Raw genomic sequence first — 21,460 nt, forward strand, 5'->3', positions numbered from 1 at the left:
GAGCTGCCGACACCCCGCCGGCCCGTGACGCATTTCTGACGAAGGATCAATGATGGAAAAGATAGAGACGATTCACGGACGGGCCGTCCCGCTGGACGCCTCCGACGTGGACACGGACCAGATCATCCCGGCCGTGTGGATGAAGCGGGTCGAACGGACCGGCTTTGAGGGCGGACTGTTCCAGAAGTGGCGCCGCGATCCGGAGTTCGTCCTGAACCGTCCCGAGCGGGCGGGAGCCACCGTACTGGTGTCCGGCCCCAACTTCGGCTGCGGCTCCTCGCGCGAGCACGCGCCCTGGGCGCTGCGCGACTTCGGCTTCAAGGCGGTGATCGCGCCGAGCTTCGCCGACATCTTCCGCAACAACCTGCCGAACGTGGGCCTGGTGCCCGTCACGCTCGGCGCCGCCGCCACCCGGAAGATCATGGACGCGGTGACCGCGGACGCGACGGCCCCGGTGACCATCGACCTGCTGACGACCACGGTCACCTGTGAGGCCGCGGGCGTGGACGCGGAGCCCTTCTTCCTGGACGAAGGGGCGCGCTACCGGCTCACGCACGGCCTGGACCTGATCGGGCTGGCCGCCGAGGCCGAGCAGTCCATCAGCCGGCACGAGGCGGCGCGGCCGTTCTGGATGCCGCGCACCAACGGACAGGTCGCGGACGTCTTCGAGGACTCGGGGGTGGAGGTCGCATGAGCGCGGAGATCATCGACGCGGCCGACGGCGACGGCATCCGCCGGGCCGGCGACGCCCTGCGGGCGGGGGCGGTCGTGGCCGCCCAGACCGACACCAACTACGGCATCTTCTGCAACCCGTTCCTGGAGCAGTCCTGCGGGCGCCTGTACGACATGAAGCGCCGCGACGGCGGCAAGCCGCTGACCCTCTTCGTCTCCAGTCCCTCGGACTGGGTGCGCTGGGCCCGCCGGCCCGAAGGGGTCGACATGGAGGCGCTGGTGGAGCGCTTCTGGCCGGGGCCGCTGAACCTCATCATGCGCAAGCGGGAGCTCGTACCGGACTGGGTCACCTCCGGCAAGGACACCGTGTCCGTCGTCCACAACGTCAGCCCCACGCTGAACCAGCTGTCGATCTACAGCGGGCTGGCGATCGCCGCCACCTCCGCGAACATCAGCGGCACCATGGACGAGGGCCTGGTCACCTTCGACATCGCCTACGAGCACATCGGCGGGCACTGCGACCTCATCATCCGGGCCGAAGCCCCCTCGAAGGCCACCCGCAGCAGCACCATCGTCAGCCTGCTGGACACGCCCTCCATCGTCCGCCAGGGCGATCTGCCGGCCGAGGAGATCGCCCCGTACCTGCCGGGTCTGGGGCGATGAACGGACCCGGGAGGGAGCAGGGCCGGTACGCGACGCGGGTGCAGGCCTACCGCATCGTCTCCCGCGCCTACTTCCACCTGCCGATCGTCGTCGTCTTCCTCACCCAGCAGGGTTTCGGCCCGCTGGCCACGGCGGCGCTGCTCGCCCTCTACGGAGTGACCGCCGCCCTGGGGGACCACGTGGTGGCCCCGCTCCGGCGGAGGCTGTCGCTGGCGGGATGTCTGGTGGTCGGGGAGGCCGTCAAACTGGTCGGCCTGCTGGTGCTGCTGGCGCCGGTCTCCGCGGGCACCGCCGTCGTCTCCCAGGTGCTCTCCGGCCTGGGGTTCTGCCTGACCGCCGGGACGGACGCGGCCCTCGCCTCCACCCTGCTTTCGGGCGAGCGCTTCCGCGCACGGGAGGCGCGCACCCAGGCCGGCATGTTCCTCATCTCCTTCGCCGCCGGCGTCCTCGGCGCGGTGGCCTATGCCCAGTACGACCGGGCCCCCTTCCTGCTGTCGGCGCTGGGCTGCGCCCTCGCCGCGCTCCTCGCCCTGCCGGGCGGCCGCGGCGGGCAGGACGGTCGCGGCGGACTGCGCTCCGGGGCGGCGGCATCGGGAGGCGGGGCGGCGGCGACGGCCGGGCCCGCCCGGGAACTGCCCTGGCAGGTGCGGCTCTGGGCCTCGTACTACTCGGTGTCCCGTGCCGTGCTGCTGACCGCCTACACCTTCCTGCTGCCGCTGCTGCTCTTCTTCGGGGCCCGGCTGTCGGTGACGCTGTTCGGCGCGGTGCTCGGCCTGTACACCCTGTGCGGGCTGCTGTCCGTACGGCTGTCCCTGGCCTGGCAGCGCCGGTACTCGGCGACGACCCTCTTCTGGCTCAGCAGCGGGGCGATGGTGCTCGGTCTGCTCCTCCTCGTACCCGGCGGGCTGGCCGCCACCGCCTGCGGCACCGCGCTGCTGGGCCTGGCGGGCGGCACCGTACGGCCCACGACGATGGGGTTCCTCGGACCGGCGATGGCCGGACTGCCGGACGCCGAGCGGCAGCGGGTGACCCGCGGGCTGGAGCGGCGCCAGGGCCTGGTCCAGGCGTTCCTGCTGATCGGCGCGGGCCTGTGGCTCGGCTCCGGCGGCAGTGTCCCGACTGCCGTGGCGGGGTGCGCCCTGCTCGTGGTCGCCGGCCAGGCGGTCGCGGCCCGGCTGGTGGCGCGCCGTCCGCAGGAGGCGACCGGGGGCGCGGGGGGCGATTCCCGACCACCCGTCACCGCCGGTGCCGCCTCCGCCGGAGCGGAAGCCGACGCGGACGCCGGCACGGGCTCGGGCTCCGGCTCCGGCTCCGACTCCGGCTCCGCTCCCGCCGCCTCGGGTGTCCGCGGCTGACGCCCTTCGCACGGCGGCGGCAGGACCACGTCACGGCCTCCCGAGTGTGGGCGCGCCACCACCCGGCGCCCGCGTACCTCTCGGCCGCGTACCTCCGCTGCCCCCACCACTTCCGACCCGTACCCGGGTCCGCCGCACGTCCCGCCCGCTCGACGCGGCCGGGCCCCGGCGCGACCGACGATCCCAAGGAGCACACCGGTGCTGAACCGTCCCACCCCGCCCGACCCCTACGACTTCCTCCCGCCGCTGCCCCCGCTGAAGCTCACCTCCGACGACGTCCGCCACGGCGAGCGGCTGTCCGAGGCCCAGCTGGCCGCCGGCGGGAACACCAGCCCCGCCCTCGCCTGGGAGCCGGGTCCCGAGGGCACCGCGTCCTACGCGGTGACCTGCTTCGACCCGGACGCCCCCACGCCGGGCGGCGTCTGGCACTGGGTCCTGGCCGACATCCCCCCGCACGTGCACAGCCTCCCGGCGGGCGGGGAGCCCGGAGCCGGCCGGATCCTGCGCAACGACCTCGGCTCCCTCGAGTTCGTGGGCGCCGCCCCGCCCGCGGGGGACAGGGAGCACCGCTACATCTTCGCGGTCCACGCGCTGGGCGTGGCCGAGCTGCCGGTCGACGAGCAGACCCCGGCTCCGCTCGTCGGCTTCCACTTGACAGTCAACTCCCTGGCCCGTGGCACCATCACCGGCCTCGCCCGTACCGTCGCGCACGGCGAGTAGGACCTCCCGCCCGGCGGCTTCGCGGCGGGGCGCCGGCCCGCCACCGCCCCGCCGTTCACGGCCGCCCCTTTCACCACCCGCATCCGCGTACGTCCGTACGCGCACCCCAAGAGATGAGCGAGATTTCCGATGCCGAGCAACACCCCGCGGGGCCCCTGGCAGGGAGAGCCCGTACCCGAGGCCCTGGAGGCCCTGTCCGCGCCGGGCGGCCTGGTCGTCTGCGCGACCAAGGTCGGATACATCCTGATGACCACCGACGGCCGCGGCCTGGAGCGCAAGTTCGAAGCCAAGCGCCGCAACCGCAACAAGCCCGGTGTCGTGCTGTGCGCCGACCTCGACCAGCTCAAGGAACTGGCCGAGCTGAACGAGGAGGTCCTGGCCTTCTACGAGCAGCACTGGGAGCAGGACGTACTGCTCGGATGCATCCTGCCGTGGCGGGAGGAGGCCCTGGCGCTGTTCCCCGACGAGACGACCCGCGAGCTGGCCACCGACACCCGCGGGACCAGCTGCTTCGTGATCCGCTTCGGGCGGCCGGCCGAGCAGCTGGTCGAGCGGCTGTGGGCCGAGCGGCGGCTCGTCTTCGCCAGTTCCGCCAACCCCTCGGGGGTCGGGAACAGGGGCCGGGTCGAGGGCATCGGCACGCGCATCGAGGAGGAGGCGGACTTCATCGTCTCCGCTGACGACTACGTCGCATCGATCCAGCCCGGCAAGGACGAGCTCACCCGCCACGAGCAGGGCGTCATGGTGTCGATGGTCGACGCCGACGGGGCGCTCGTCCCCGTGCAGAAGGGCGAGCGCTCCGTCTCCCCGGCTCCGGTGCTGATCCGTCGCGGCCTCGACTACCCGGCGATCATGGAGAACCTGTCGGAGATCTTTCCCTCGTGGGACTACCGCCACGGCGAGTACTACTGAGAAGGGGCCGTCCGGGGGCCCTGGCGCGCACGCGTCCTGGCCCCCGGTACGGATTCGCCGCCACACGGCCGAGGGCTTACGGATGTCGCCCGACCCGCGACATCCTCCTCGGCCGTACGGCGCTGAGATCGGCTCTAGGGGGGAGTTGAAATCCGCAATGCACATACAGGCAGAATGGCTCGCACCGTCGGATGTCACACCGGCGCAGAGAGCCGCAGAAGAGTGGGGGGAGCGGTTTGACGAGCTCCTGGAACAGGTGGGATCGCAGTTCTTCTCCCGGTCCGACCTGAGACATCACGCCCAGGAATACGTCCGCTCCCTGCTCGGGGGGGTCACGCGATCGGACAGTATTCTTCCCGCGGCGACGGCGAGCGGCGCCTTCTGGGTCCACCAGCACCTGCTGGGCCGTTCCGTATGGGACGCCGACACCCTGCGCGACTTCACCGCGCGCTACGTCGTGGAGGGACTGGCGACCGGCGGCGGACCGGGTGTCCTCGTCCTGGACGAGACCGCATTCCGGAAGAAGGGCAGCGCTTCGGCCGGGGTCGCCCGGCAGTATTCCGAGGTGCTCGGCGGCGCCGCCTCCTGCCAGATCGGCGTCATGGCCTCGTGGTCGACGCAGGCGGGCACCGCCCTGGTCGACCGGGAGCTGTACCTGCCGTCCGACTGGGACGCGGATCCGGTCCGGCGGCGCAACGCGCACATCCCGGACGACGTCCGCCACGTATCGAAGGCCGAGCTCGCCCGCCGCATCGTCCAGCGGTTCCGGGCGGACGCCCCCCGTGGCGCCGCGGCGGGCATGTGGGTCGTGGCCGATGCGCAGTTGGGCTGCGACCAGGCCTTCTGCGCCTTCCTGGAGGGCCAGGACATCCCCCACGTGGTGGGGGTGCCCCCGGACCATCCGGTGCTGCCCCATCCGGGCTGGCGCCGGGTGTCCCGGCTGGTGCAGCGGTACGCCAAGGCAGCGGACTGGGACCGCCTCGCCGTCGGATCCAACGCGGTGGACACGGGGCCCTGGGAGTGGTGGGTGCGCCGCATTCCGTCCGAGCCGGTGCCGGTGCACGAACAGGCGGCCGCGCGGCCCGGCGGCAGGGCGCGCTGGCTCGTCGCCTGCCGGCGGTCGGGGGACCTCCAGTCGCAGCGCTACTTCATCGCGCGCGGCCCGGTACACATCTCCCTCGACGACCTGGCGGCGGTGGTCGCGGCCTGGCGGCACGGCCGCAACGCGCTCGCCGGGGCCGGCGAGCGCTGCGGACTGGGGGCGTACCGGGTGCGCTCCTGGCACGGCTGGTACCGGCACATCACGCTCGCCCAGCTGGCGGCGGGGTTCCTGGCCGTGCAGGCCGGTGGACATGCCTTGGGCGGCACAGCCCCTTGGGAGCCGTCGCCGCCCGTGCTCCTGGGGCCGCCGGCACGCGTCGCCGAGACGCTGTAGGCGGCACCGGGGGCCGTCCCCACAGGGCGGCGGCGACGCCCGGCCCCTTCGCCACGCGTCGCCGCCGCCCCGACCGTCACGGGATGCCGCAGGACCGGCCCCGTGCGGGTGCGGTCAGTCCAGTACGCGCCCGCGCACTCCCTCGAGCCACATGTCCTCGTGGGCGTCCGCGGCGGCGTCGTCACGGAAGGCGTACGTCTTCAGGAGCCAGCGCAGCCGCGTGGTCTCGAAGTGCTGGATGTCCACCATCTGGCGGCTGTGCAGGCCGTCCTGGTTGGCTATGACCAGCAGGTCGCCCTCCTGGATGCGGTGGTACTGCTCGCGGCTCTTGGCGAGCGCGTCGCGGAACTGGCGCAGCGCCTCGTAGTGCGGCGCCGAGGAGGAGTCGGCGGGCATGGTCCGGGTGTCGTAGTACCGGAAGCTGTGCTCGTTCTCCAGGACGGCGTGGAAGTCGGAGACCTGCTGGTTCTGGTTGGAGGCCCGGGAGAGCTCGTCGTAGGGGGTGATGAACGCCTTGTCCCGCAGGAGTTCCTGGTTCTCGGGAGAGATGAACTTCAGCAGTTCGCGGCCGTCCACGTACTTCGTGTAGACGAGGTCGTCCGTGGGGCAGCGCATGCCGAGCAGGGCGAGGTAGTCGGCCCGGACCGGGTGCGCCGTACGGTCGTTGTGCCAGTACAGCTCCCAGTCCGTCTTCTGCGTCTGGGTGCCGCTGTACCGGTTGTCGGCGTACACGTCGTGGAAGAAGTCGCCGTTGTTGCGCGTGGCGTAGGAGAGAAGCGGGGTGCCGGTGAGCTGCGCGAGGAGTTCGAGCACGCCCTCGCCGACGAAGGTCTCCTTCTGGAGGTACTTGTCGTCCACCGGGTTCGCCTGGTCGAACACCGGGATGTCGGCGTCCAGCGGGCAGTTGGACACCACATGCGCGTAGGTCACCTTGGCTTCGCGCTGACTCCGCATCTCGCGGCAGGCGGCCACGAAGCCGGCCGGCACGCGCTCGTCGGCGATGAGGTTTTCGATCGCGTAGCGGAACTTCTCGTAATCCTGGTAGGGATTGGCTCCGAGATAGGTCAGCGAATTCGCGAGGTCGCTACGCTCGGCATCCGAGAAGGTGTAAATCGCTTTCATGTGGCAGGAGTCCTCTGGTATTCGGAGACATGCTGCACCGGGATTCCCGGTGCAGCATCACGGCATTGATCGTCGGCCTGGGGCGCTGCGGAGACGGGTTGTGCCCGGAGCTCCCATCGAATGCACCCAGGCGACTTCTCTGTCGCCCTCTTGAGGCCTCAATCAACGTATCCAAATACCGGCGTACGGCCCCGAATTCAGGCGAAGAAGAGTCTTGACGTGCAGAACTTTCTTCTCCTGTAGGAAAAGGCGCCGCGCCTTCCGAACGGCGTGTCCGGCCCGAAAGGGGAACGGCCTTCCCGGGCGACGCGGCGGCGCCGTCCGGAAAGGCCGTCCGAAGAGGAGAGAGAGGGCGGGACCGCCCATGGCGCCCGGGACCGCAGGCGGCTCCCGGTGCTGTACTTGGGGCCGCGCGGGCAGGGAAGGCACCGCCCCGATCCGCCCCGATCGGGCGCGGCGGGACAGCGGCGCCGCGTAACTCGTGATCTTGGCGCGCGTTGTCCCGGTGGACAGGGACCGACAGGATCCGTGCCGCGTCGCGGGCCAGGAAGAATGCTTGAGGTCGCCAGCCGTGTACTCCCTCTCCAAGAAGATCGCCTCGGGAATCGGAGCGGTGGCCGCAGCGCTCGGCTGCGTCATCGCCGCGGGGCCGCCCGCAGCGGCCGACGGCAAGTGGTGCAACCACTCGGTCTGCATCCAGACCTACGACACGGGCACCTATCTGGGCAGGGTGGAGGTGTCGGTCACCAACACCAACCAGCCGAACCGCATCAGCGCCCGCGTGTGGACCACCAACGGCTGGAGCGCCCGCACCAAGGCCGAGGACGTCGCCGCGTTCAGGACCTACCGGGATCAGGCGTACCCGCAGCGGCACTTCCCCGCGGGGACCCGGCTGTGCGCGGAGGGCTTCCGCGGGGGCAGCAGCGTGGGCCTGCCCTGCGTCACCCTCACCGACTGACGACCTATGGGGCCGGCGGCGTGAACACCGGGATCCACGTGCCTTCCGCCGCCTCGCGGAAGGTGACCCGCAGCGGCATTCCGATGCGGAGGTCGGCGGCGGCGCAGTCGACGACCTCCGTCATCATGCGCGGCCCCTCCGCCAGGTCCACGACCGCCGCCGTGTACGGGACGCGGGTACCGAACGGCGGGAGGTCGTTGCGGTGGATCACCGACCAGGTGTGGAGGGTCGCGCGGCCGCTCGCCGCCTCCCACGTCACGCGGTCCTCCCCCGCCCAGCAGTACGGGCAGAACTCGCGCGGGTAGTGGTGCGCCCGGCCGCAGTCCGCGCAGCGGCGCAGGAGGAGGCGGCCTTCCGCCGCCGCGGCCCAGTAGGGGCGGGTGAAATTGTCCGCCTCGGGGAGGTCGTACCGCACCTGGCTCATACGAAGAGTCCGATCGCCGCGTCCAGGGACCATGTCTGCCAGGCCATGGCGAAGAGGGAGACCAGCGAGATGAGCGCCATCATCGCGTTCTGGCCCTGCTCGGCCCAGTCGTGGATCATCAGCACCAGGTACAGCAGGTTCAGGAGCAGCCCGCCGACCAGCGCGATGGGGGTCAGGACGCCGAGCACCAGGCCGAGCCCCAGGGCGAGTTCCGCGTAGACGACGACGTACGCCATCAGCCGGGGCCGGGGCTGGACGACCTTGCGGAAGCCGCTCTGCACGAAGGGCCAGCGGTGCTTGCCGGCCACGTCGGCGGCCCAGGCTATGCCGGTGCCGCGCTCGAACCAGCCCTTCTTGTCCTTGTGCCGCCAGCTCTCGAGCCACCACAGGCCGAGGCCCATCCGGAGCACGGCGAGCCATTCGGCCCCGCTGAGCCAGATGCTCTGCATACCCAGTCACCCCACCCACAGCCGTTGATCTGACGGTACGTCAGTTCAGCGGATCCGGGGCGATCCCGCAAGGGCTCGGGCCCCCTAGGCAGTTGTGAACAGCCTGCCGTACCGGTCGATGCCCTCCACCGGTGCGCCGGCCGCGCGCAGGGCAGCCCACAGGAGGGTCTGGTTCGCGGTCAGGACCGGGCGGCCCAGGGTCGCTTCCAGGGCCTCGATCGCGCCGACCGCGCGGAAGCCGTTGCCGCCGATGACCACCGCCTCGGCCGCGTCGGGGACCTGCGCGGCCACCCAGTCGTGCAGGGCGTCCGGCCGGATCAGCGTCTGCCCGCTGGGCAGGCCGCACGGGGCGGCGTACGGGACCTCGAAGCCGGTCTCCTCGTAGTAGCCGCGCCCCAGGTCGTTCAGCGTCTCGTCGAACCACGGCGGATCGACGAGCGCGAGCCGCCCGACGCCCAGGGCGCGCAGCGCCTCGACCGTGGCGGCGCAGGTGGCGACCACCGGCAGCCCCTGCGCGCGCTCCCGCAGCCGGGCCAGCATGTGCCCCTCGGCGCGGGCGCCGATGACGTACGCGGAACTGGTGAAGGCGAAGGCGATCGCCGCCACCGGCGCGGCCGCGAGCAGCTCGGCGGCCTCGTCCACGCCCGGCGGCTCCGCGAAGGCCCGTACGGGGGCGAGCGGGATGGTGGGGTCCATCGCGCCGCCCCGCCCGATCCCGCCGAACGGCACCCGGGCGGCGTGCAGGCCCACGCCGAGCGGGGCCATGGCGCGCAGTTCCGACTCGGGGCCGACGTCGGCGTGCGGGGTGAGGACGCCGAGACGGACGCGGACGTCCCACCCGTCGGGCTGCCACATCGCGCGTTCCTCTCCGAGGGGCCGGGGCGCCCCACTTTGTCAGTGTTTCGCCCGGTGTGGCGCAGAGCCGCGCCGGGCACGCCGCCACCCGTGATCGATCCGCAATCGATTCCCTCCTCGTCCGAGACCCATCAACCCAGCGTGGCGATACGCTCACACCTCATGCCCGGAGTCCCCACAGCACCTGACATGAACACCCAGCCGCGCCCCGTGTACGTCATCGGCGGCGGCCCCGGCGGCCTCGCCGTGGCGGCGGCGCTGCGCGCCCGCGGGGTCCGCGCGGTGGTCGTCGAGAAGTCCGACGCGGTCGGCGCCTCCTGGCGGCGCCACTACGACCGGCTCCACCTGCACACCACGCGCCGGCTCTCCGCCCTCCCGGGCCTGTCCATCCCGCGCCGCTTCGGGCGCTGGGTCTCGCGCGACGACGTCGTGAGGTACCTGGAGAAGTACGCGGAGTTCCACGAGCTGGAGCTGGTCACCGGGGTCGAGGTGACCCGCGTCGAGCAGGCACCCGACGGGGACGGATGGATCCTGCACGCCTCCGGCGGCCGGGAGCTCACCGCGGCGGCGGTCGTGGTCGCCACCGGGTTCAACCACACGCCCGCGCTCCCCGACTGGCCCGGACGCGACGCGTACGGCGGCCGGCTGCTGCACGCCGCCGACTACCGCGACCCGGCACCCTACGCCGGCCAGGACGTCCTCGTCGTCGGCGTGGGCAACACCGGCGCCGAGATAGCCGTCGACCTCGCCGAGGGCGGGGCCGCCCGGGTGCGGCTCGCCGTGCGCACCGCTCCGCACATCGTGCGCCGCTCCACCGCCGGCTGGCCGGCGCAGCGCACGGGGATCCTCGTACGCCGGCTGCCCGTGCGCCTCGTGGACCGGCTGGGCGCGCTCGTGGCCAAGGCCTCCGTACCGGACCTGACGGCGTACGGGCTCCCCCGGCCCACCTCCGGCCTGTACAGCAGGGTCAGGGAGGGGGCGATCCCGGTCCAGGACGTCGGCCTGATCGACGCCGTACGCAAGGGGAAGGTCGAACCGGTGGCCGCCCTGGAGCGCTTCGAGAACGGCGACGCGATACTCGCGGACGGCACCCGCATCACCCCGGACACGGTGATCGCGGCAACCGGCTACCGACGCGCGCTGGAGGGCCTGGTCGGCCACCTGGACGGCGTACTGGACGACCGCGGCCGCCCCCGCACCCACGGCGGGCAGAGCCCGAAGAACGCTCCCGGCCTGTACTTCACCGGCTACACCAACCCCATCAGCGGGATGTTCCGCGAGATGGCCCTGGACGCGCAAAAAATAGCCAGGTCCCTGCCCCGCCACCTCCACACGAGGCCCTGACCCCGCCCCCCCGCCGCGCCGCGGCCGGGGCCGGGGTCGGGGTGGGGTGTCGTCCGGGACTAAAACGAGATGATTTCGGCGCAACCGAGCCCTCACCGATCACCACCCCAGGGCGCCGAACATCGAAGCCCGTCCCGGACGACACCCCACCCCGACCCCGGCCTCGACCCCGCCCCCGGCCCCGGCCCCGGCCCCGGCCCCGGCCCCGGCCCCGACTCCAACCCCCCGGCGGCCGAAACCGCACTCTGGACCCGCCCCGGACCGATCTGCCACCGTTCCACACACCACCTCCACCACCTTTCCTGCGCAGCCCTGTTCCTGACGGCACGTCAGTTCAGTAACCTGACTATGCGTCAGCTATCGAGTTGAGGTTCATCGAGCAGGAGCGGGCGGAACGATGCTTGGATCTACTCACGGCACCCTCACCACCGACTTCCGCGCACGTGTCCACGCCTGCGGGGAGTCCCCCCGGACGGCCGTCCACTCCACCGCGGCACCGACCGCGCAGGACGCGGTCGCCGTGGACGTCAGCGGACGGCCCCTGCACGCCGACGTGCCCGACCTGGACCGGTTCTTCCGGCCCGAATCGGTGGCCGTCGTCGGCGCCTCGGACGCCGAGGGCAGACCGAACACCGGCATCACCCGTCAGCTCATCGCCTGGGCGGAACGCGTCGGTGCCCGGATCCACCCCGTGCACCCCACCCGCCCCACCGTCTTCGGCCTGCCCTGCCACGCCTCGGTGGCCGAGCTTCCCGAACAGGTGGACCTCGCCGTCCTCCTCGTCGCCGACCCGCTCCCCGTCATCGAGGAACTCGCCGAGACCAAGGTGAAGTTCGCCGTCGCCTTCGCCTCCGGCTTCGCCGAGACGGGCGACGCCGGCGCCGCCGCGCAGGCCCGGCTCTCCGCCGCCGTCCAGCGCTCCGGCCTGCGCCTCCTCGGTCCCAACACCAACCTCAACGCCTTCGAGCAGTTCCGCGACGACCTCGACGGCCCGGCCATCGCGCTGATCACCCAGTCCGGCCACCAGGGCCGCCCCGTCTACACCCTCCAGGAACTCGGCATACGGCTCTCCCACTGGGCGCCGACCGGCAACGAGGCCGACCTGGAGACCTCCGACTTCATCTCCTACTTCGCCGAGCAGCCCGAGGTCGGGGCCATCGCCTGCTACGTCGAAGGCCTCAAGGACGGCCGCTCCTTCCTCCTCGCCGCCGACCGGGCCGCGCGGGCCGGCGTCCCCGTCGTCGCCGTCAAGGTCGGCCGCACCGAGACCGGCGCGCGCATGGCCGCCTCCCACACCGGGAAGCTGACCGGCGCGGACACCGTCGTGGACGCCGCGATGCGCCAGTTCGGGGTGATCCGCGTCGACGGCCTGGACGAGCTCCAGGACACGGCCGCCCTGCTCGCCCGGGCCCGTACACCCAAGGCCGACGGGGTCGTCGTCTACTCCATCTCCGGGGGGACCGGAGCCCACTTCTCCGACCTGGCCACGGAGGCCGGACTCACCCTGCCCACCCTCTCGCAGGCCAAGCAGGACGAGCTGCACCAGTGGATCCCGGAGTACCTGAACGTCGCCAACCCGGTGGACAACGGCGGCCACCCGGTCGGCGACTGGCGCGGCCGCAAGATCATCGACGCGATCCTCGCCGACCCGGCGGTGGGCGTCCTGATCTGCCCGATCACCGGCCCCTTCCCCCCGATGAGCGACCGGCTCGCCCAGGACCTGGTGGACGCGGCGGAGGCCTCGGACAAGCTGATCTGCGTGATCTGGGGCTCCCCGGTCGGCACGGAGGACGCCTACCGGAGGGTGCTGCTGGGCTCCTCCCGGGTGGCCACCTTCCGTACGTTCGGCAACTGCATCACCGCCGTACGGGCCTACCTCGGCCACCACCGCTTCACCGCGGCCTACCGCTCCCCCTTCGAGGACGCACCGCGCACGCCCTCGCCCTCGTACCGCAAGGCGCAGGCCCTGATGCGGCCCGGGCAGCAGCTCAGCGAGCACGCGGCGAAACAGCTGCTGCGGGCGTACGGGATCCGGGTGCCCCGGGAGCAGCTCGTGACGAGCGCGGCGGCCGCGGTACGGGCCGCCGGCCTGGTCGGCTACCCGGTGGTGATGAAGGCCTCGGGCCCGCAACTGGCCCACAAGACGGAACTGGGACTGGTCAAGATCGGCCTCACCTCGGCGAGCCAGATCCGCGACGCGTACCGGGAGCTGACCGACATCGCCCGCTACGAGAACGTGCCGCTGGACGGGATCCTGGTGTGCCAGATGGTGGAGCGGGGGGTGGAGATGGTCGTCGGGGTCACGCAGGACGACCTCTTCGGCCCGACGGTGACGGTGGGGCTGGGCGGGGTCCTGGTGGAGGTCCTGCACGACGCGGCGGTGCGGGTGCCGCCCTTCGGGGAGGACCAGGCGCGGGCCATGCTGGGCGAACTGCGCGGGCACGCCCTCCTGGAAGGCGTACGGGGTGCACCTCCGGCCGACGTGGACGCACTGGTGGAGGTGGTCCTGCGCATCCAGCGGATGGCGCTGGAACTGGGCGGCTCCCTGTCCGAGCTGGACATCAACCCCCTGATGGTCCTCCCCCGCGGCCAGGGGGCGGTGGCCCTGGACGCCCTGGCCATCTGCCGCTGACCCGTGTGCCGTCCCGCTGCACGGAGCCGTACCGCTGGCCGGGGAGCCCGAGCAGGCCGTGCCGCTGCGCGGGGCTTCCCCCACCCCGCCCCTTCCCGAAACCGGGGGCTCCGCCCCCAGCCCCCGTCCGGGGCTCCGCCCCGGGCCCCGGACTGGGGCTCCGCCCCCGTACCCCCGCGCCTCAAACGCCGGCGAGGCTGCTTTGCGCCGGCCCCGCCCAGAAGGGGAGTTCAGAGCATGCCCACCAGCCCCACCCCCGAGGAAGAGGTCCTCCACCACACCGACGGCGGCGTCGCCTGGATCACCCTCAACCGGCCCGCCGCGATGAACGCCATCGCCCCGCCCCACCGCGAGCGCGTCATCGCGCTCCTCGCCGGCGCCTCCGCCGACCCGGCGATCCGCGCCGTCGTCATCACCGCGACCGGCAAGGGTTTCTGCGCCGGCGCGGACCTCCGCGGAGGCGGCGGCAGCGGCGAGCGCGTCGCCGGCGACGTGGCCCGCATGATCCGGCTCGGCGCGCAACGCCTGGTCACCGCGGTCCTGGACTGCGAGAAGCCGGTCATCGCCGCCGTCAACGGCACCGCCGCCGGCATCGGCGCCCACCTCGCCCTCGCCTGCGACCTCGTCATCGCCGCCGAACCGGCCCGGTTCATCGAGGTGTTCGTACGCCGCGGCCTGGTCCCCGACGGCGGCGGCGCCTACCTGCTCCCCCGCCTGGTCGGCCCGCAGAAGGCCAAGGAGCTGATGTTCTTCGGCGACGCCGTCGCGGCGGCCGACGCCGAGCGGCTGGGCCTCGTCAACAAGGTGGTGCCGGCCGAGGAGCTGGAGCAGACCGCCCGCGCGTGGGCGGAGCGCCTCGCACAGGGCCCCACTCGGGCCATCGCGATGACGAAGCAGCTGGTCAACGCTTCCCTGGACGGCGACCGGGCAGCCGCGCTGGCGGCCGAGGCCACCGCCCAGGAGGTGAACATGACCACGGCCGACGCCACCGAGGGCGTGGCCAGTTTCGTGGAGCGCCGTACGCCCAAGTACCTGGGGAGGTGAGCCCGCCGGCCTCGCGCCTCCGCCCGCTACATCTGCGGGTCGGGCTTCAGCAGGGCGAAGACCGCCCCCGCCGGGTCGGCCAGCCACGCGATTCGCCCGACCTCCGGGACGTCCGACGCCGGCATGACGACCGATCCGCCGTTCGCCGTGGCCGCCGCGGCCGTCGCGTCGACGTCCGGGACGTGGAAGTACGGCGTCCAGCGCGACGGCTCGCCCTGCCCCTGCTGCGGGGCGATCCCGCCGAAGGAGGCGTCCTGCTGGTCCCCGTCGGCGGTGCTCAGGACCCGGTAGGTCATCCCCGGCGCCTCCATCTCGGTGTGCCGCCATCCGAACAGCGCGGAGTAGAAGCCGAGGGCCGCCTCCGGGTCCGGTACGTGCAGTTCCACCCAGACCAGCGTGTTCTCGGCGGAGGCCAGGCCCAGACCGGCGGTCTTCCCGGGCTGCCACATCGCGAACTGCGCGCCCTGCGGGTCGGTGCACTGCGCGAGCCAGCCCTCGCCCATGACGTCCATGGGTTCCATCCGCAGCGTGCCGCCCCCGGACTTCACGGCCTCGGCGCTCGCCTGGATGTCGGGGGTGTTGAAGTGCACCATCCAGGCCGACCTGGCCCCTTCCTCGGTGAGCGGCCCGAGGGCGGCGACGGTCTTGCCGTCCAGCTGGAAGAAGCCGTAACCGCCCGCGTCGGGCCCGGCGGAGACGTAGTCCCAGCCGAGGACGTTGTCGTAGAACTCGACCGCGACGGCGGTGTCGGGGCTGCCGAGGTCGAGCCAGTTGGGTGATCCGGTACGGAAGTCGGTGCCGAGCATGGAATGCCTCCTACGGGTCCGGCGGTACGGGTCCGCCGGCCACGATGCCCATCCCCGGCGCGCCGGGGGGCGTACGGCCCCCACGGCGAGCCGCGGTTCACCCGTGTGGAGGCAGCCGGTGGAAGCGCGTACGGCCGCTCAGATTCCGACCCGTTCCAGCGCCGGCAGGAACTGGTCGTAGAAGCTCACCTTGACCTGGAGGGAGCGCCGTTCCGCTTCCTTGAAGGAGTCCACCGCCCCCTCGCCCCCGTTGACGAGGAACTCCCGCAGCCTGGTGGCCAGGCGGTCCGGGTGGGTGACGGACAGCAGCCCCGCGGTCGCCAGGGAGCGCGCCTTGGCATCGTGCTTGTAGTGCGGGTAGTAGAAGCGCGACCGGTTCTCCCCCTCCTGGGTCAGCAAGGGCCCCATGCGCTCCCACAGGCGCCCGTACTCGACGGAGACCAGGATCTCTCCCCAGAAACGCAGGATCGTCAACAGCCGCAGGTCGGAGGCATCGTGGGCGCCGGCTTCGGCGATCAGGTCGAAGGTGGCGTCGATGGCGCCCTTCGTGGCCGCCGTCGGCCTGGTGTGGACGAGGTCGTGCCGGGAGACGCCGAGCCGGAGCATGTCGCCCGTCATGTCCTCGCGGTGCGAGTGCGTGTACCCGCGGCTGTCCGGGTACTCCTCGCGCAGGATGACGCGGGCGATCCTCAGCCCCACCTCGTCCTGCAGGAGGTCGATCGCGAGGTCGTAGGCCGGGGTGAAGGCGAGGGACAGGAAGCGCCGCTGGAGCAGGATCGCGGCGAAGTCCTCCTCCGGGAGCCGCCCGATGTTCGCCAATACCGGGTGATGCCTGTACTGCTCGATCAGTTCGTCTTCGAAGGTGTCCAGTTCTTGCACGGCCGTTACCTCTCTCGCCGGTCCGATCACTAATCCATGGAGTCGATTGACATGCGCCAGTCGCGCAGGTCGACGTCGCGGCCGATGTTCCACAACTTGTCCAGCTCGCCCTGGACCTCCTGGCCCATCACGGTTCCCGAGCCGTCGATCTCGATCTGGGTGGACCGGATGGCGAGCCGGCCGTGCAGGAACGAGCTGACCAGATAACGCTCGTCGGTCTTGTACACGGCGATCGACGGCAGGGAGTTGTAGAGCTTGACCTGAAGCTTGTTCCGGAGCTCCGGCGGGACCTCGTCGTAGACGGACTTCAGGAGCCGCAGGCTGCCTTCCACGTCCATCACCTCCCTGTCGGGCTCCCCGGTCTCCAGCGCGTCGTGGCGCAGCCCGGCCGCGAGGGACGACGGGCGCAGGAGCAGGATGCGGACCTCTGTCCGCCGCTCGGTGATGGCCTTGGCCAGTTCGCTCGCGAACAGTTCCAGGTTCGGTATCCACGTCTGCAGGATGGACACCTCCCAGCGGGCCGTCCTCACCATCTCGAGGAAGGGCGCGTGGGGGAAGGCCTCGTGCACCCGGACCGCACCGAGGAACCGCCCGCGCCGCAACTCGCCCAGTCCGTCGACGTGGAGATCGGCCATCTGCGTGCTGATGGTGTCGAGCACCTTCAGGCGCTCGAACTCCATCAGGAGGAACAGGGTGACCGTGCTCAGGATGAGCAGGGTGATCTTCGGGAGTGCTCCCCCGGGGGCCATCTTGTCGAGCCACCCGAGGAGGTCGGCGATCAGGACCGCTATGCCTGCCACCGCCATGGCGCCCAGTGCGATGCGCTCGGCCCGGTAGCGAAAACCGTTCCCCATACCCACCCCAGCCCCCGACGTCCTTGTCGTTGGCGAAGACTGTACACACGCACTCACGGGGTCCCACCTCGACCCCATGTCCCGTGGCTAACAAGGAAGTTGACCATCGCATTCAAGCCATCGCACCCTGCCCGGCGCGGCGGGCGCGACCGCAACCGCAGCCGCCCGGCGGTCACACTCACCCCGTCCCGCCGACGCGGACCCTGCACCGCCCTTCCCATCTGACGAACCGTCAGCTTCAATCGTCGGTGTGATGGGACACGCAGGGATGGCGGCCACCGTCGTCCGATACCTCAGGTCAGTCGGCTCCCCCACCTCCGCCTCGCCGGAGCAGGGGCCCGAGTCCGTCGACGCCCTGCCGCGTCCCGACCTGCGCGCCGTGGGCGAGGACGAGCGCGCGCCGGTCAGCCCCGCCGAGTTCCGTGCCGTGCTCGGCAACTTCGCCAGCGGGGTCACCGTCATCACCGCCCCGCCCGGCGAGGGCGAGGACGGGCCGGCCGGCTTCGCCTGCCAGTCCTTCGCCTCGCTCTCCCTCGACCCGCCCCTGGTGACCTTCATGGTGGCCCGTACGTCGACCACCTGGCCGCGGATCGCCCGTGCCGGGGTGTTCTGCGTCAACGTCCTGGGCGCCGACCAGGGCGAGCTGTGCCGGTCCTTCGCCGTCAGCGGCGCCGACAAGTTCGCCGGGGTCGCGCACAGCCCCGCCCCCGGCACCGGGTCCCCGCAGCTCGACGACGTGCCCGCCTGGATCGACTGCCGGATCCACGCCGTCCACACCGGCGGGGACCACCTCATCGTCGTGGGCCGGGTCGTGGCCATGGGCGCGGCCGGCGAGGGCGAACCGCTGCTGTTCCACAAGGGCCGCTTCGGGCGTCTCGCCGACTGACCCCGCCCCCCCCCTGCCCCCGGGCGTCCGCGCCCCGCCGTTATCCTGCCGACCTCTACCAGGCGGGGGGCTTGAGGGGCATGCGGGACGCGTACGGACCGGGGCGAAGCCGGTGGACCACCACGACGGGCACGCTGATGGTGGCGAGCGCGCTCGGCGCGATCGCCTGCGCGCTGGTCGGCGTGTCGCCCTACCCGCCGCTGACCGTGGAAGTGGGCCTCGCCGGCGCCTCCGCGTTCTTCGCCGGATGCTGGGTCGTGGCCTCGTACCGGGCCCGCGTGGGCCCGCCTGCCCCGTGGGGGGCGCTGGACAAGCCGCCGGCCACGGTGACCCGGCCCGCCAAGCCGCCGGCCCCGCGCCGCCCGGGCAACCTGCTCCGGTACGTCTTCGCCTTCGGCGTGCCCCTCGCCACGGCCGCCGCGCTCGTGGTGGCCTTCACCGTCTCCGGCGAGGAGGGCCGCCGCGCCGAGCGGCTCCAGCGGGCGGGATGGGAGCACCACGAGGTGTCGATCGTGCGGCTGACCGGTCCACCGGACCACACGCCGCCCTCCGACGACACCGACGGCTACTACAACACCGACGTGATCGTCCGAGTGCCATACGAGAGCGGCCCCCGGGACGTCACCCTGGAGGCCGCCTACACGCGTGAGGCACCCGAGCCCGGCATGGCCGTGGACACCTACTACTCCCCCGGCCACCCCGAGCTCGGGGTGGGAAGCAGGCCCGTCCCGGAGCACATGGGCGTATTCGTCCTCGTCATGCTCGCCATCGTCGGCGGCCCGTGGTTCATCATCGGGGGCGCCCTGATCAAGACCCAGGCAAAGCCGGAGGACCTGCGCCGGCTGCGGCGCTTCCACCCCGCCACCCACCTGCCGGCGCTCGCCATCCTCCTCGCCGGCCTCGTCCTGCTGCTGCCGGTGGCCCTGGAGTTCGAGGTGGCGGGCTTGCGCCGGCTGCCCGCCTTCCTCGCCTCCCTCACCCCCGGCCTGGCCGTGACCTGGGTGGTCAGGCGGTTCTGGGACCACCCGCGCCTCGGCGCTTAGGCCGTGCCGTCGAAGTCCTGCCCGACCGGCGGGCGGTCGGCAGCACCTTGACGACACTCCCTAGAAGGTGAGCACCCCGCGGGCCACCCGCCCGTGGTGCGCGTCGTCCGCGGCCTTGGCGAAGTCCTCGACCGGGTAGACCTCGGTGACCAGCTCGTCCAGCAGCAGCCTGCCCTGCCGGTAGAGCTCGGCGTACAGCGCGATGTCACGCTGCGGGCGCGAGGACCCGTACCGGCAGCCCATGATCGTCTTGTCCAGGTACATGGAGGAGACGAGGAAGGAGGCCTCCTCCGTGAAGCCGGGCACGCCCAGCAGCACCGCCTGCCCGTGCCGGTCGAGGAGGTCGACGGCCTGCCGGATCAGCTTGACGTTGCCCACGCACTCGAAGGCGTGGTCGGTGCCCGTCGGGAGGATCTCCTTCACCGCCGCCGAGGAGTCGGGGACGGCAGACGCGTCGATGAAGTGCGTGGCGCCGAACTGCCGGGCCACCGCCTCCTTCGCCGGGTTGGCGTCGACGGCCACGATGGTCGTCGCGCCCGCGATCCGGGCGCCCTGGAGGACGTTGAGGCCGATCCCGCCCGTGCCGATGACGACCACCGAATCGCCCCGGTCCACCTTCGCCCGGTTCAGCACCGCGCCCACGCCCGTCAGGACCCCGCAGCCGATCAGCGCCGCCGACGTGAGCGGGATGTCGTCCGGGATCTTCACCGCCTGCACGGCCTTGACGATCGTGCGCTCCGCGAAGGCGGAGTTCGAGGCGAACTGGAACAGCGGCTTCCCGCCGCGCGAGAAGGGCTGCGCGGGCATCCCGATCGCCTTGCGGCACATCGTCGGCCGGCCGCGGTCGCAGTCCGCGCACGCCCCGCAGTTGGCGAGCGTGGACAGCGCCACGTGGTCGCCGGGCGCCACGTGCGTGACGCCGGAGCCGACCGCCTCGACCACCCCCGCCCCCTCGTGCCCGAGCACCACGGGCGGCGGGAAGGGGATCGTCCCGTCGATCACCGACAGGTCGCTGTGGCACAGACCGGCCGCCGCTATCGCGACCAGGACCTCACCCGGCCCCGGATCGCGGATCTCCAGGTCGTCGACCACCTGGGCCTGCTTGCCGTCGAACACGACGCCTCTCACCTGGGCTCCTTAGGCAGGCCGAGCACGCGCTCGGCGATGATGTTCCGCTGGATCTCGTCCGAGCCGCCGTAGATCGTGTCGGCGCGGGTGAACAGGAAGAGCCGCTGCTCCTCGTCGAGTCCGAGCTCGTACGGGATCCCGGGCTCCCAGGTGCACGGCCCGGCCGAGGCCGCCGCGCCGCGGACCTCCACCGCCAGCTCGCCGAGCCGCCGGTGCCATCCGCCCCACAGCAGCTTGGCGACGCTCGGGGCTCCCGGGTCGTCCGTGGTGCCGAGCGTGCGCAGGGCGTTCCACCGCATGGTGCGCAGTTCGGCCCACTGCCGTACGAGGCGCCCGCGCAGGACCGGGTCGGGATCGGCCGAAGCCGCGTAGGCCTGCACCACCCGCTCCAGTTCCGCCGCGAAACCGATCTGCTGGACGAGTGTGGAGACGCCCCGCTCCAGGGCGAGCAGGCCCATGGCGACGGTCCAGCCCTCGCCTTCGCCGCCGACGACCTCGCAGGCCACCGCCCCGTCGAAGAAGACCTCGTTGAACTCGGAGGTGCCCGACATCTGCCGGATCGGCCTGACCTCGACGCGCCCGGGCTGGTCCATCCGTACGAGCAGGAACGACAAGCCGCGGTGGCGCCGGGAGCCGGGCTCGGTGCGGGCCAGGACGAAGCACCAGTCGGCCTCCTGCGCGAGGGAGGTCCAGATCTTCTGGCCGGTGACGCGGAAGGCCCCGTCGGCCCGGTCCCGCAGGGCGGAGGTACGGATCCCCGCGAGGTCGGAGCCGGCGCCCGGCTCGCTGTATCCCTGGCACCACAGCTCCTCGCCGCGTGCGATGCCGGGCAGGAAGCGGTCCCGCTGGTCCTGGCTCCCGTACGCGATCAGGGTGGGCGCGAGGAGGTTCTCCCCGATGTGCCCGACCCGGCCGGGCGCGCGCGCCGCCGCGTACTCCTCGGCCCACACCACCTGCCCGGCGAGGGAGAGCCGCCGCTGTCCGTACGCCCCGGGCGCGGCCTGCCAGCCCTGCCCGATCCAGCCGCCGCGGCCCAGCTCGCGCTCCCATGCGCGCCGGGCCTCGACCCCTTCGTACTCGCTGCCCGGGCCACCGAGGCCGCGGGCCTGCGCGTACGGGCCCACGAGGTGCTCCGCGAGCCACGCCCGGGCGGCGACGCGCAGTTCCTCGTCCTCCTCGCCGAAGCTGAAGTCCATGTCCCCTGGCTCCCTTGTCCCTCGACTCCCCTGGCCCTGGCCCTGCCCCGCGCCCCTGCCCCTTACAGCGGGCGCGCGCCGAT

At 72.4% G+C, this 21,460-nt stretch carries 21 protein-coding genes; 12 read left to right on the forward strand and 9 right to left on the reverse strand.

Annotated elements, in window-relative coordinates; genetic code table 11:
• Positions 1-52: 52 nt before the first annotated feature.
• The 6 genes from leuD (at position 53) to ACIP5M_RS23440 (ending at position 5,757) form a co-directional block, all read left to right on the forward strand.
• On the forward strand, positions 53-694 hold the full coding sequence (gene leuD, locus ACIP5M_RS23415) for a 3-isopropylmalate dehydratase small subunit (RefSeq protein ID WP_401200623.1): 642 nt from the start codon (positions 53-55) through the stop codon (positions 692-694).
• On the forward strand, positions 691-1,335 hold the full coding sequence (locus tag ACIP5M_RS23420; protein WP_401200047.1) for an L-threonylcarbamoyladenylate synthase: 645 nt from the start codon (positions 691-693) through the stop codon (positions 1,333-1,335). The genes leuD and ACIP5M_RS23420 overlap by 4 nt, the downstream gene beginning before the upstream one ends.
• On the forward strand, positions 1,332-2,690 hold the full coding sequence (locus ACIP5M_RS23425; RefSeq protein WP_401200050.1) for a hypothetical protein: 1,359 nt from the start codon (positions 1,332-1,334) through the stop codon (positions 2,688-2,690). Before ACIP5M_RS23420 ends, ACIP5M_RS23425 begins: the two co-directional genes overlap by 4 nt.
• A 201-nt stretch (positions 2,691-2,891) precedes the next feature.
• A complete protein-coding gene (locus ACIP5M_RS23430) occupies positions 2,892-3,410 on the forward strand; it encodes a YbhB/YbcL family Raf kinase inhibitor-like protein (protein ID WP_401200626.1) in 519 nt (172 codons plus the stop codon).
• A gap of 129 nt (positions 3,411-3,539) precedes the next feature.
• Positions 3,540-4,322: an L-threonylcarbamoyladenylate synthase gene (locus ACIP5M_RS23435; RefSeq protein WP_401200052.1), complete on the forward strand. Its 783-nt coding sequence runs from the start codon at positions 3,540-3,542 to the stop codon at positions 4,320-4,322.
• 256 nt (positions 4,323-4,578) lie between these two features.
• A complete protein-coding gene (locus ACIP5M_RS23440; protein ID WP_401200055.1) occupies positions 4,579-5,757 on the forward strand; it encodes an IS701 family transposase in 1,179 nt (392 codons plus the stop codon).
• A gap of 114 nt (positions 5,758-5,871) precedes the next feature.
• Here the strand turns inward: ACIP5M_RS23440 and ACIP5M_RS23445 are convergent, their stop codons facing one another.
• Positions 5,872-6,879, reverse strand: coding sequence for a TauD/TfdA family dioxygenase (locus ACIP5M_RS23445; protein WP_401200057.1), 1,008 nt, complete (start codon positions 6,877-6,879; stop codon positions 5,872-5,874).
• Positions 6,880-7,435: 556 nt separating this feature from the next.
• Between ACIP5M_RS23445 and ACIP5M_RS23450 the strand changes: the two genes are divergently transcribed.
• Entirely contained in the window at positions 7,436-7,837 is a 402-nt protein-coding gene (locus ACIP5M_RS23450; protein WP_401200059.1) for a hypothetical protein, read from the forward strand.
• A 4-nt stretch (positions 7,838-7,841) separates the two neighbouring features.
• Here the strand turns inward: ACIP5M_RS23450 and ACIP5M_RS23455 are convergent, their stop codons facing one another.
• The 3 genes from ACIP5M_RS23455 to ACIP5M_RS23465 all read right to left on the reverse strand — a co-directional run bounded on the left by ACIP5M_RS23455 (position 7,842) and on the right by ACIP5M_RS23465 (position 9,565).
• Complete coding sequence (locus ACIP5M_RS23455) at positions 7,842-8,261, reverse strand: Zn-ribbon domain-containing OB-fold protein (RefSeq protein ID WP_401200062.1); 420 nt, start codon at positions 8,259-8,261, stop codon at positions 7,842-7,844.
• Entirely contained in the window at positions 8,258-8,710 is a 453-nt protein-coding gene (locus ACIP5M_RS23460; RefSeq protein ID WP_401200064.1) for a DoxX family membrane protein, read from the reverse strand. The genes ACIP5M_RS23455 and ACIP5M_RS23460 overlap by 4 nt, the downstream gene beginning before the upstream one ends.
• A gap of 84 nt (positions 8,711-8,794) precedes the next feature.
• A complete protein-coding gene (locus ACIP5M_RS23465) occupies positions 8,795-9,565 on the reverse strand; it encodes a maleate cis-trans isomerase (protein WP_401200065.1) in 771 nt (256 codons plus the stop codon).
• A 189-nt stretch (positions 9,566-9,754) separates the two neighbouring features.
• Between ACIP5M_RS23465 and ACIP5M_RS23470 the strand changes: the two genes are divergently transcribed.
• From ACIP5M_RS23470 to ACIP5M_RS23480, 3 genes are all read left to right on the forward strand, one after another.
• On the forward strand, positions 9,755-10,909 hold the full coding sequence (locus ACIP5M_RS23470) for a flavin-containing monooxygenase (RefSeq protein WP_401200068.1): 1,155 nt from the start codon (positions 9,755-9,757) through the stop codon (positions 10,907-10,909).
• A 397-nt stretch (positions 10,910-11,306) separates the two neighbouring features.
• Positions 11,307-13,541 (forward strand): acetate--CoA ligase family protein, encoded by a 2,235-nt coding sequence (locus tag ACIP5M_RS23475; RefSeq protein ID WP_401200071.1) that lies wholly within the window; start codon positions 11,307-11,309, stop codon positions 13,539-13,541.
• Between the two features lie 237 nt (positions 13,542-13,778).
• The gene (locus tag ACIP5M_RS23480; RefSeq protein WP_401200074.1) at positions 13,779-14,585 is read left to right on the forward strand and encodes an enoyl-CoA hydratase/isomerase family protein; all 807 of its coding nucleotides are present in this window, start codon (positions 13,779-13,781) and stop codon (positions 14,583-14,585) included.
• A gap of 26 nt (positions 14,586-14,611) precedes the next feature.
• On the opposite strand, the gene ACIP5M_RS23485 is transcribed toward ACIP5M_RS23480, so the two are convergent.
• From ACIP5M_RS23485 to ACIP5M_RS23495, 3 genes are all read right to left on the reverse strand, one after another.
• Positions 14,612-15,391 (reverse strand): VOC family protein, encoded by a 780-nt coding sequence (locus ACIP5M_RS23485; RefSeq protein WP_401200076.1) that lies wholly within the window; start codon positions 15,389-15,391, stop codon positions 14,612-14,614.
• A gap of 138 nt (positions 15,392-15,529) precedes the next feature.
• Positions 15,530-16,270: a hypothetical protein gene (locus ACIP5M_RS23490; protein ID WP_401200078.1), complete on the reverse strand. Its 741-nt coding sequence runs from the start codon at positions 16,268-16,270 to the stop codon at positions 15,530-15,532.
• Between the two features lie 29 nt (positions 16,271-16,299).
• Positions 16,300-17,124 carry a hypothetical protein gene (locus ACIP5M_RS23495; protein WP_401200081.1) on the reverse strand — a complete coding sequence of 275 codons (825 nt, stop codon included), beginning with the start codon at positions 17,122-17,124 and terminating at the stop codon, positions 16,300-16,302.
• Between the two features lie 268 nt (positions 17,125-17,392).
• On the opposite strand from ACIP5M_RS23495, the gene ACIP5M_RS23500 reads away from it, so the two are divergent.
• Both ACIP5M_RS23500 and ACIP5M_RS23505 read left to right on the forward strand, forming a co-directional pair.
• Complete coding sequence (locus ACIP5M_RS23500) at positions 17,393-18,010, forward strand: flavin reductase family protein (RefSeq protein ID WP_401200628.1); 618 nt, start codon at positions 17,393-17,395, stop codon at positions 18,008-18,010.
• A gap of 80 nt (positions 18,011-18,090) precedes the next feature.
• Complete coding sequence (locus ACIP5M_RS23505; protein WP_401200084.1) at positions 18,091-19,053, forward strand: hypothetical protein; 963 nt, start codon at positions 18,091-18,093, stop codon at positions 19,051-19,053.
• 60 nt (positions 19,054-19,113) lie between these two features.
• On the opposite strand, the gene ACIP5M_RS23510 is transcribed toward ACIP5M_RS23505, so the two are convergent.
• Both ACIP5M_RS23510 and ACIP5M_RS23515 read right to left on the reverse strand, forming a co-directional pair.
• Entirely contained in the window at positions 19,114-20,181 is a 1,068-nt protein-coding gene (locus ACIP5M_RS23510) for a Zn-dependent alcohol dehydrogenase (RefSeq protein ID WP_401200086.1), read from the reverse strand.
• Positions 20,178-21,377, reverse strand: a complete 1,200-nt coding sequence (locus tag ACIP5M_RS23515; RefSeq protein WP_401200089.1) for an acyl-CoA dehydrogenase family protein — start codon at positions 21,375-21,377, stop codon at positions 20,178-20,180. Before ACIP5M_RS23515 ends, ACIP5M_RS23510 begins: the two co-directional genes overlap by 4 nt.
• Positions 21,378-21,460 lie beyond the last annotated feature (83 nt).

Source organism: Streptomyces sp. NPDC088762 (assembly GCF_044750905.1).
GTDB lineage: Bacteria > Actinomycetota > Actinomycetes > Streptomycetales > Streptomycetaceae > Streptomyces.

Excerpts from the sequence above, each read along its gene's own strand:
- leuD (WP_401200623.1), top strand. The coding sequence starts at position 53 with ATGGAAAAGATAGAGACGATTCACGGACGGGCCGTCCCGCTGGACGCC.
- ACIP5M_RS23420 (WP_401200047.1), top strand. The coding sequence starts at position 691 with ATGAGCGCGGAGATCATCGACGCGGCCGACGGCGACGGCATCCGCCGG.
- ACIP5M_RS23425 (WP_401200050.1), top strand. The coding sequence starts at position 1,332 with ATGAACGGACCCGGGAGGGAGCAGGGCCGGTACGCGACGCGGGTGCAG.
- ACIP5M_RS23435 (WP_401200052.1), top strand. The coding sequence starts at position 3,540 with ATGCCGAGCAACACCCCGCGGGGCCCCTGGCAGGGAGAGCCCGTACCC.
- ACIP5M_RS23445 (WP_401200057.1), bottom strand. The coding sequence starts at position 6,879 with ATGAAAGCGATTTACACCTTCTCGGATGCCGAGCGTAGCGACCTCGCG.
- ACIP5M_RS23455 (WP_401200062.1), bottom strand. The coding sequence starts at position 8,261 with ATGAGCCAGGTGCGGTACGACCTCCCCGAGGCGGACAATTTCACCCGC.
- ACIP5M_RS23460 (WP_401200064.1), bottom strand. The coding sequence starts at position 8,710 with ATGCAGAGCATCTGGCTCAGCGGGGCCGAATGGCTCGCCGTGCTCCGG.
- ACIP5M_RS23465 (WP_401200065.1), bottom strand. The coding sequence starts at position 9,565 with ATGTGGCAGCCCGACGGGTGGGACGTCCGCGTCCGTCTCGGCGTCCTC.
- ACIP5M_RS23470 (WP_401200068.1), top strand. The coding sequence starts at position 9,755 with ATGAACACCCAGCCGCGCCCCGTGTACGTCATCGGCGGCGGCCCCGGC.
- ACIP5M_RS23475 (WP_401200071.1), top strand. The coding sequence starts at position 11,307 with ATGCTTGGATCTACTCACGGCACCCTCACCACCGACTTCCGCGCACGT.
- ACIP5M_RS23480 (WP_401200074.1), top strand. The coding sequence starts at position 13,779 with ATGCCCACCAGCCCCACCCCCGAGGAAGAGGTCCTCCACCACACCGAC.
- ACIP5M_RS23485 (WP_401200076.1), bottom strand. The coding sequence starts at position 15,391 with ATGCTCGGCACCGACTTCCGTACCGGATCACCCAACTGGCTCGACCTC.
- ACIP5M_RS23495 (WP_401200081.1), bottom strand. The coding sequence starts at position 17,124 with ATGGGGAACGGTTTTCGCTACCGGGCCGAGCGCATCGCACTGGGCGCC.
- ACIP5M_RS23500 (WP_401200628.1), top strand. The coding sequence starts at position 17,393 with ATGGCGGCCACCGTCGTCCGATACCTCAGGTCAGTCGGCTCCCCCACC.
- ACIP5M_RS23505 (WP_401200084.1), top strand. The coding sequence starts at position 18,091 with ATGCGGGACGCGTACGGACCGGGGCGAAGCCGGTGGACCACCACGACG.
- ACIP5M_RS23515 (WP_401200089.1), bottom strand. The coding sequence starts at position 21,377 with ATGGACTTCAGCTTCGGCGAGGAGGACGAGGAACTGCGCGTCGCCGCC.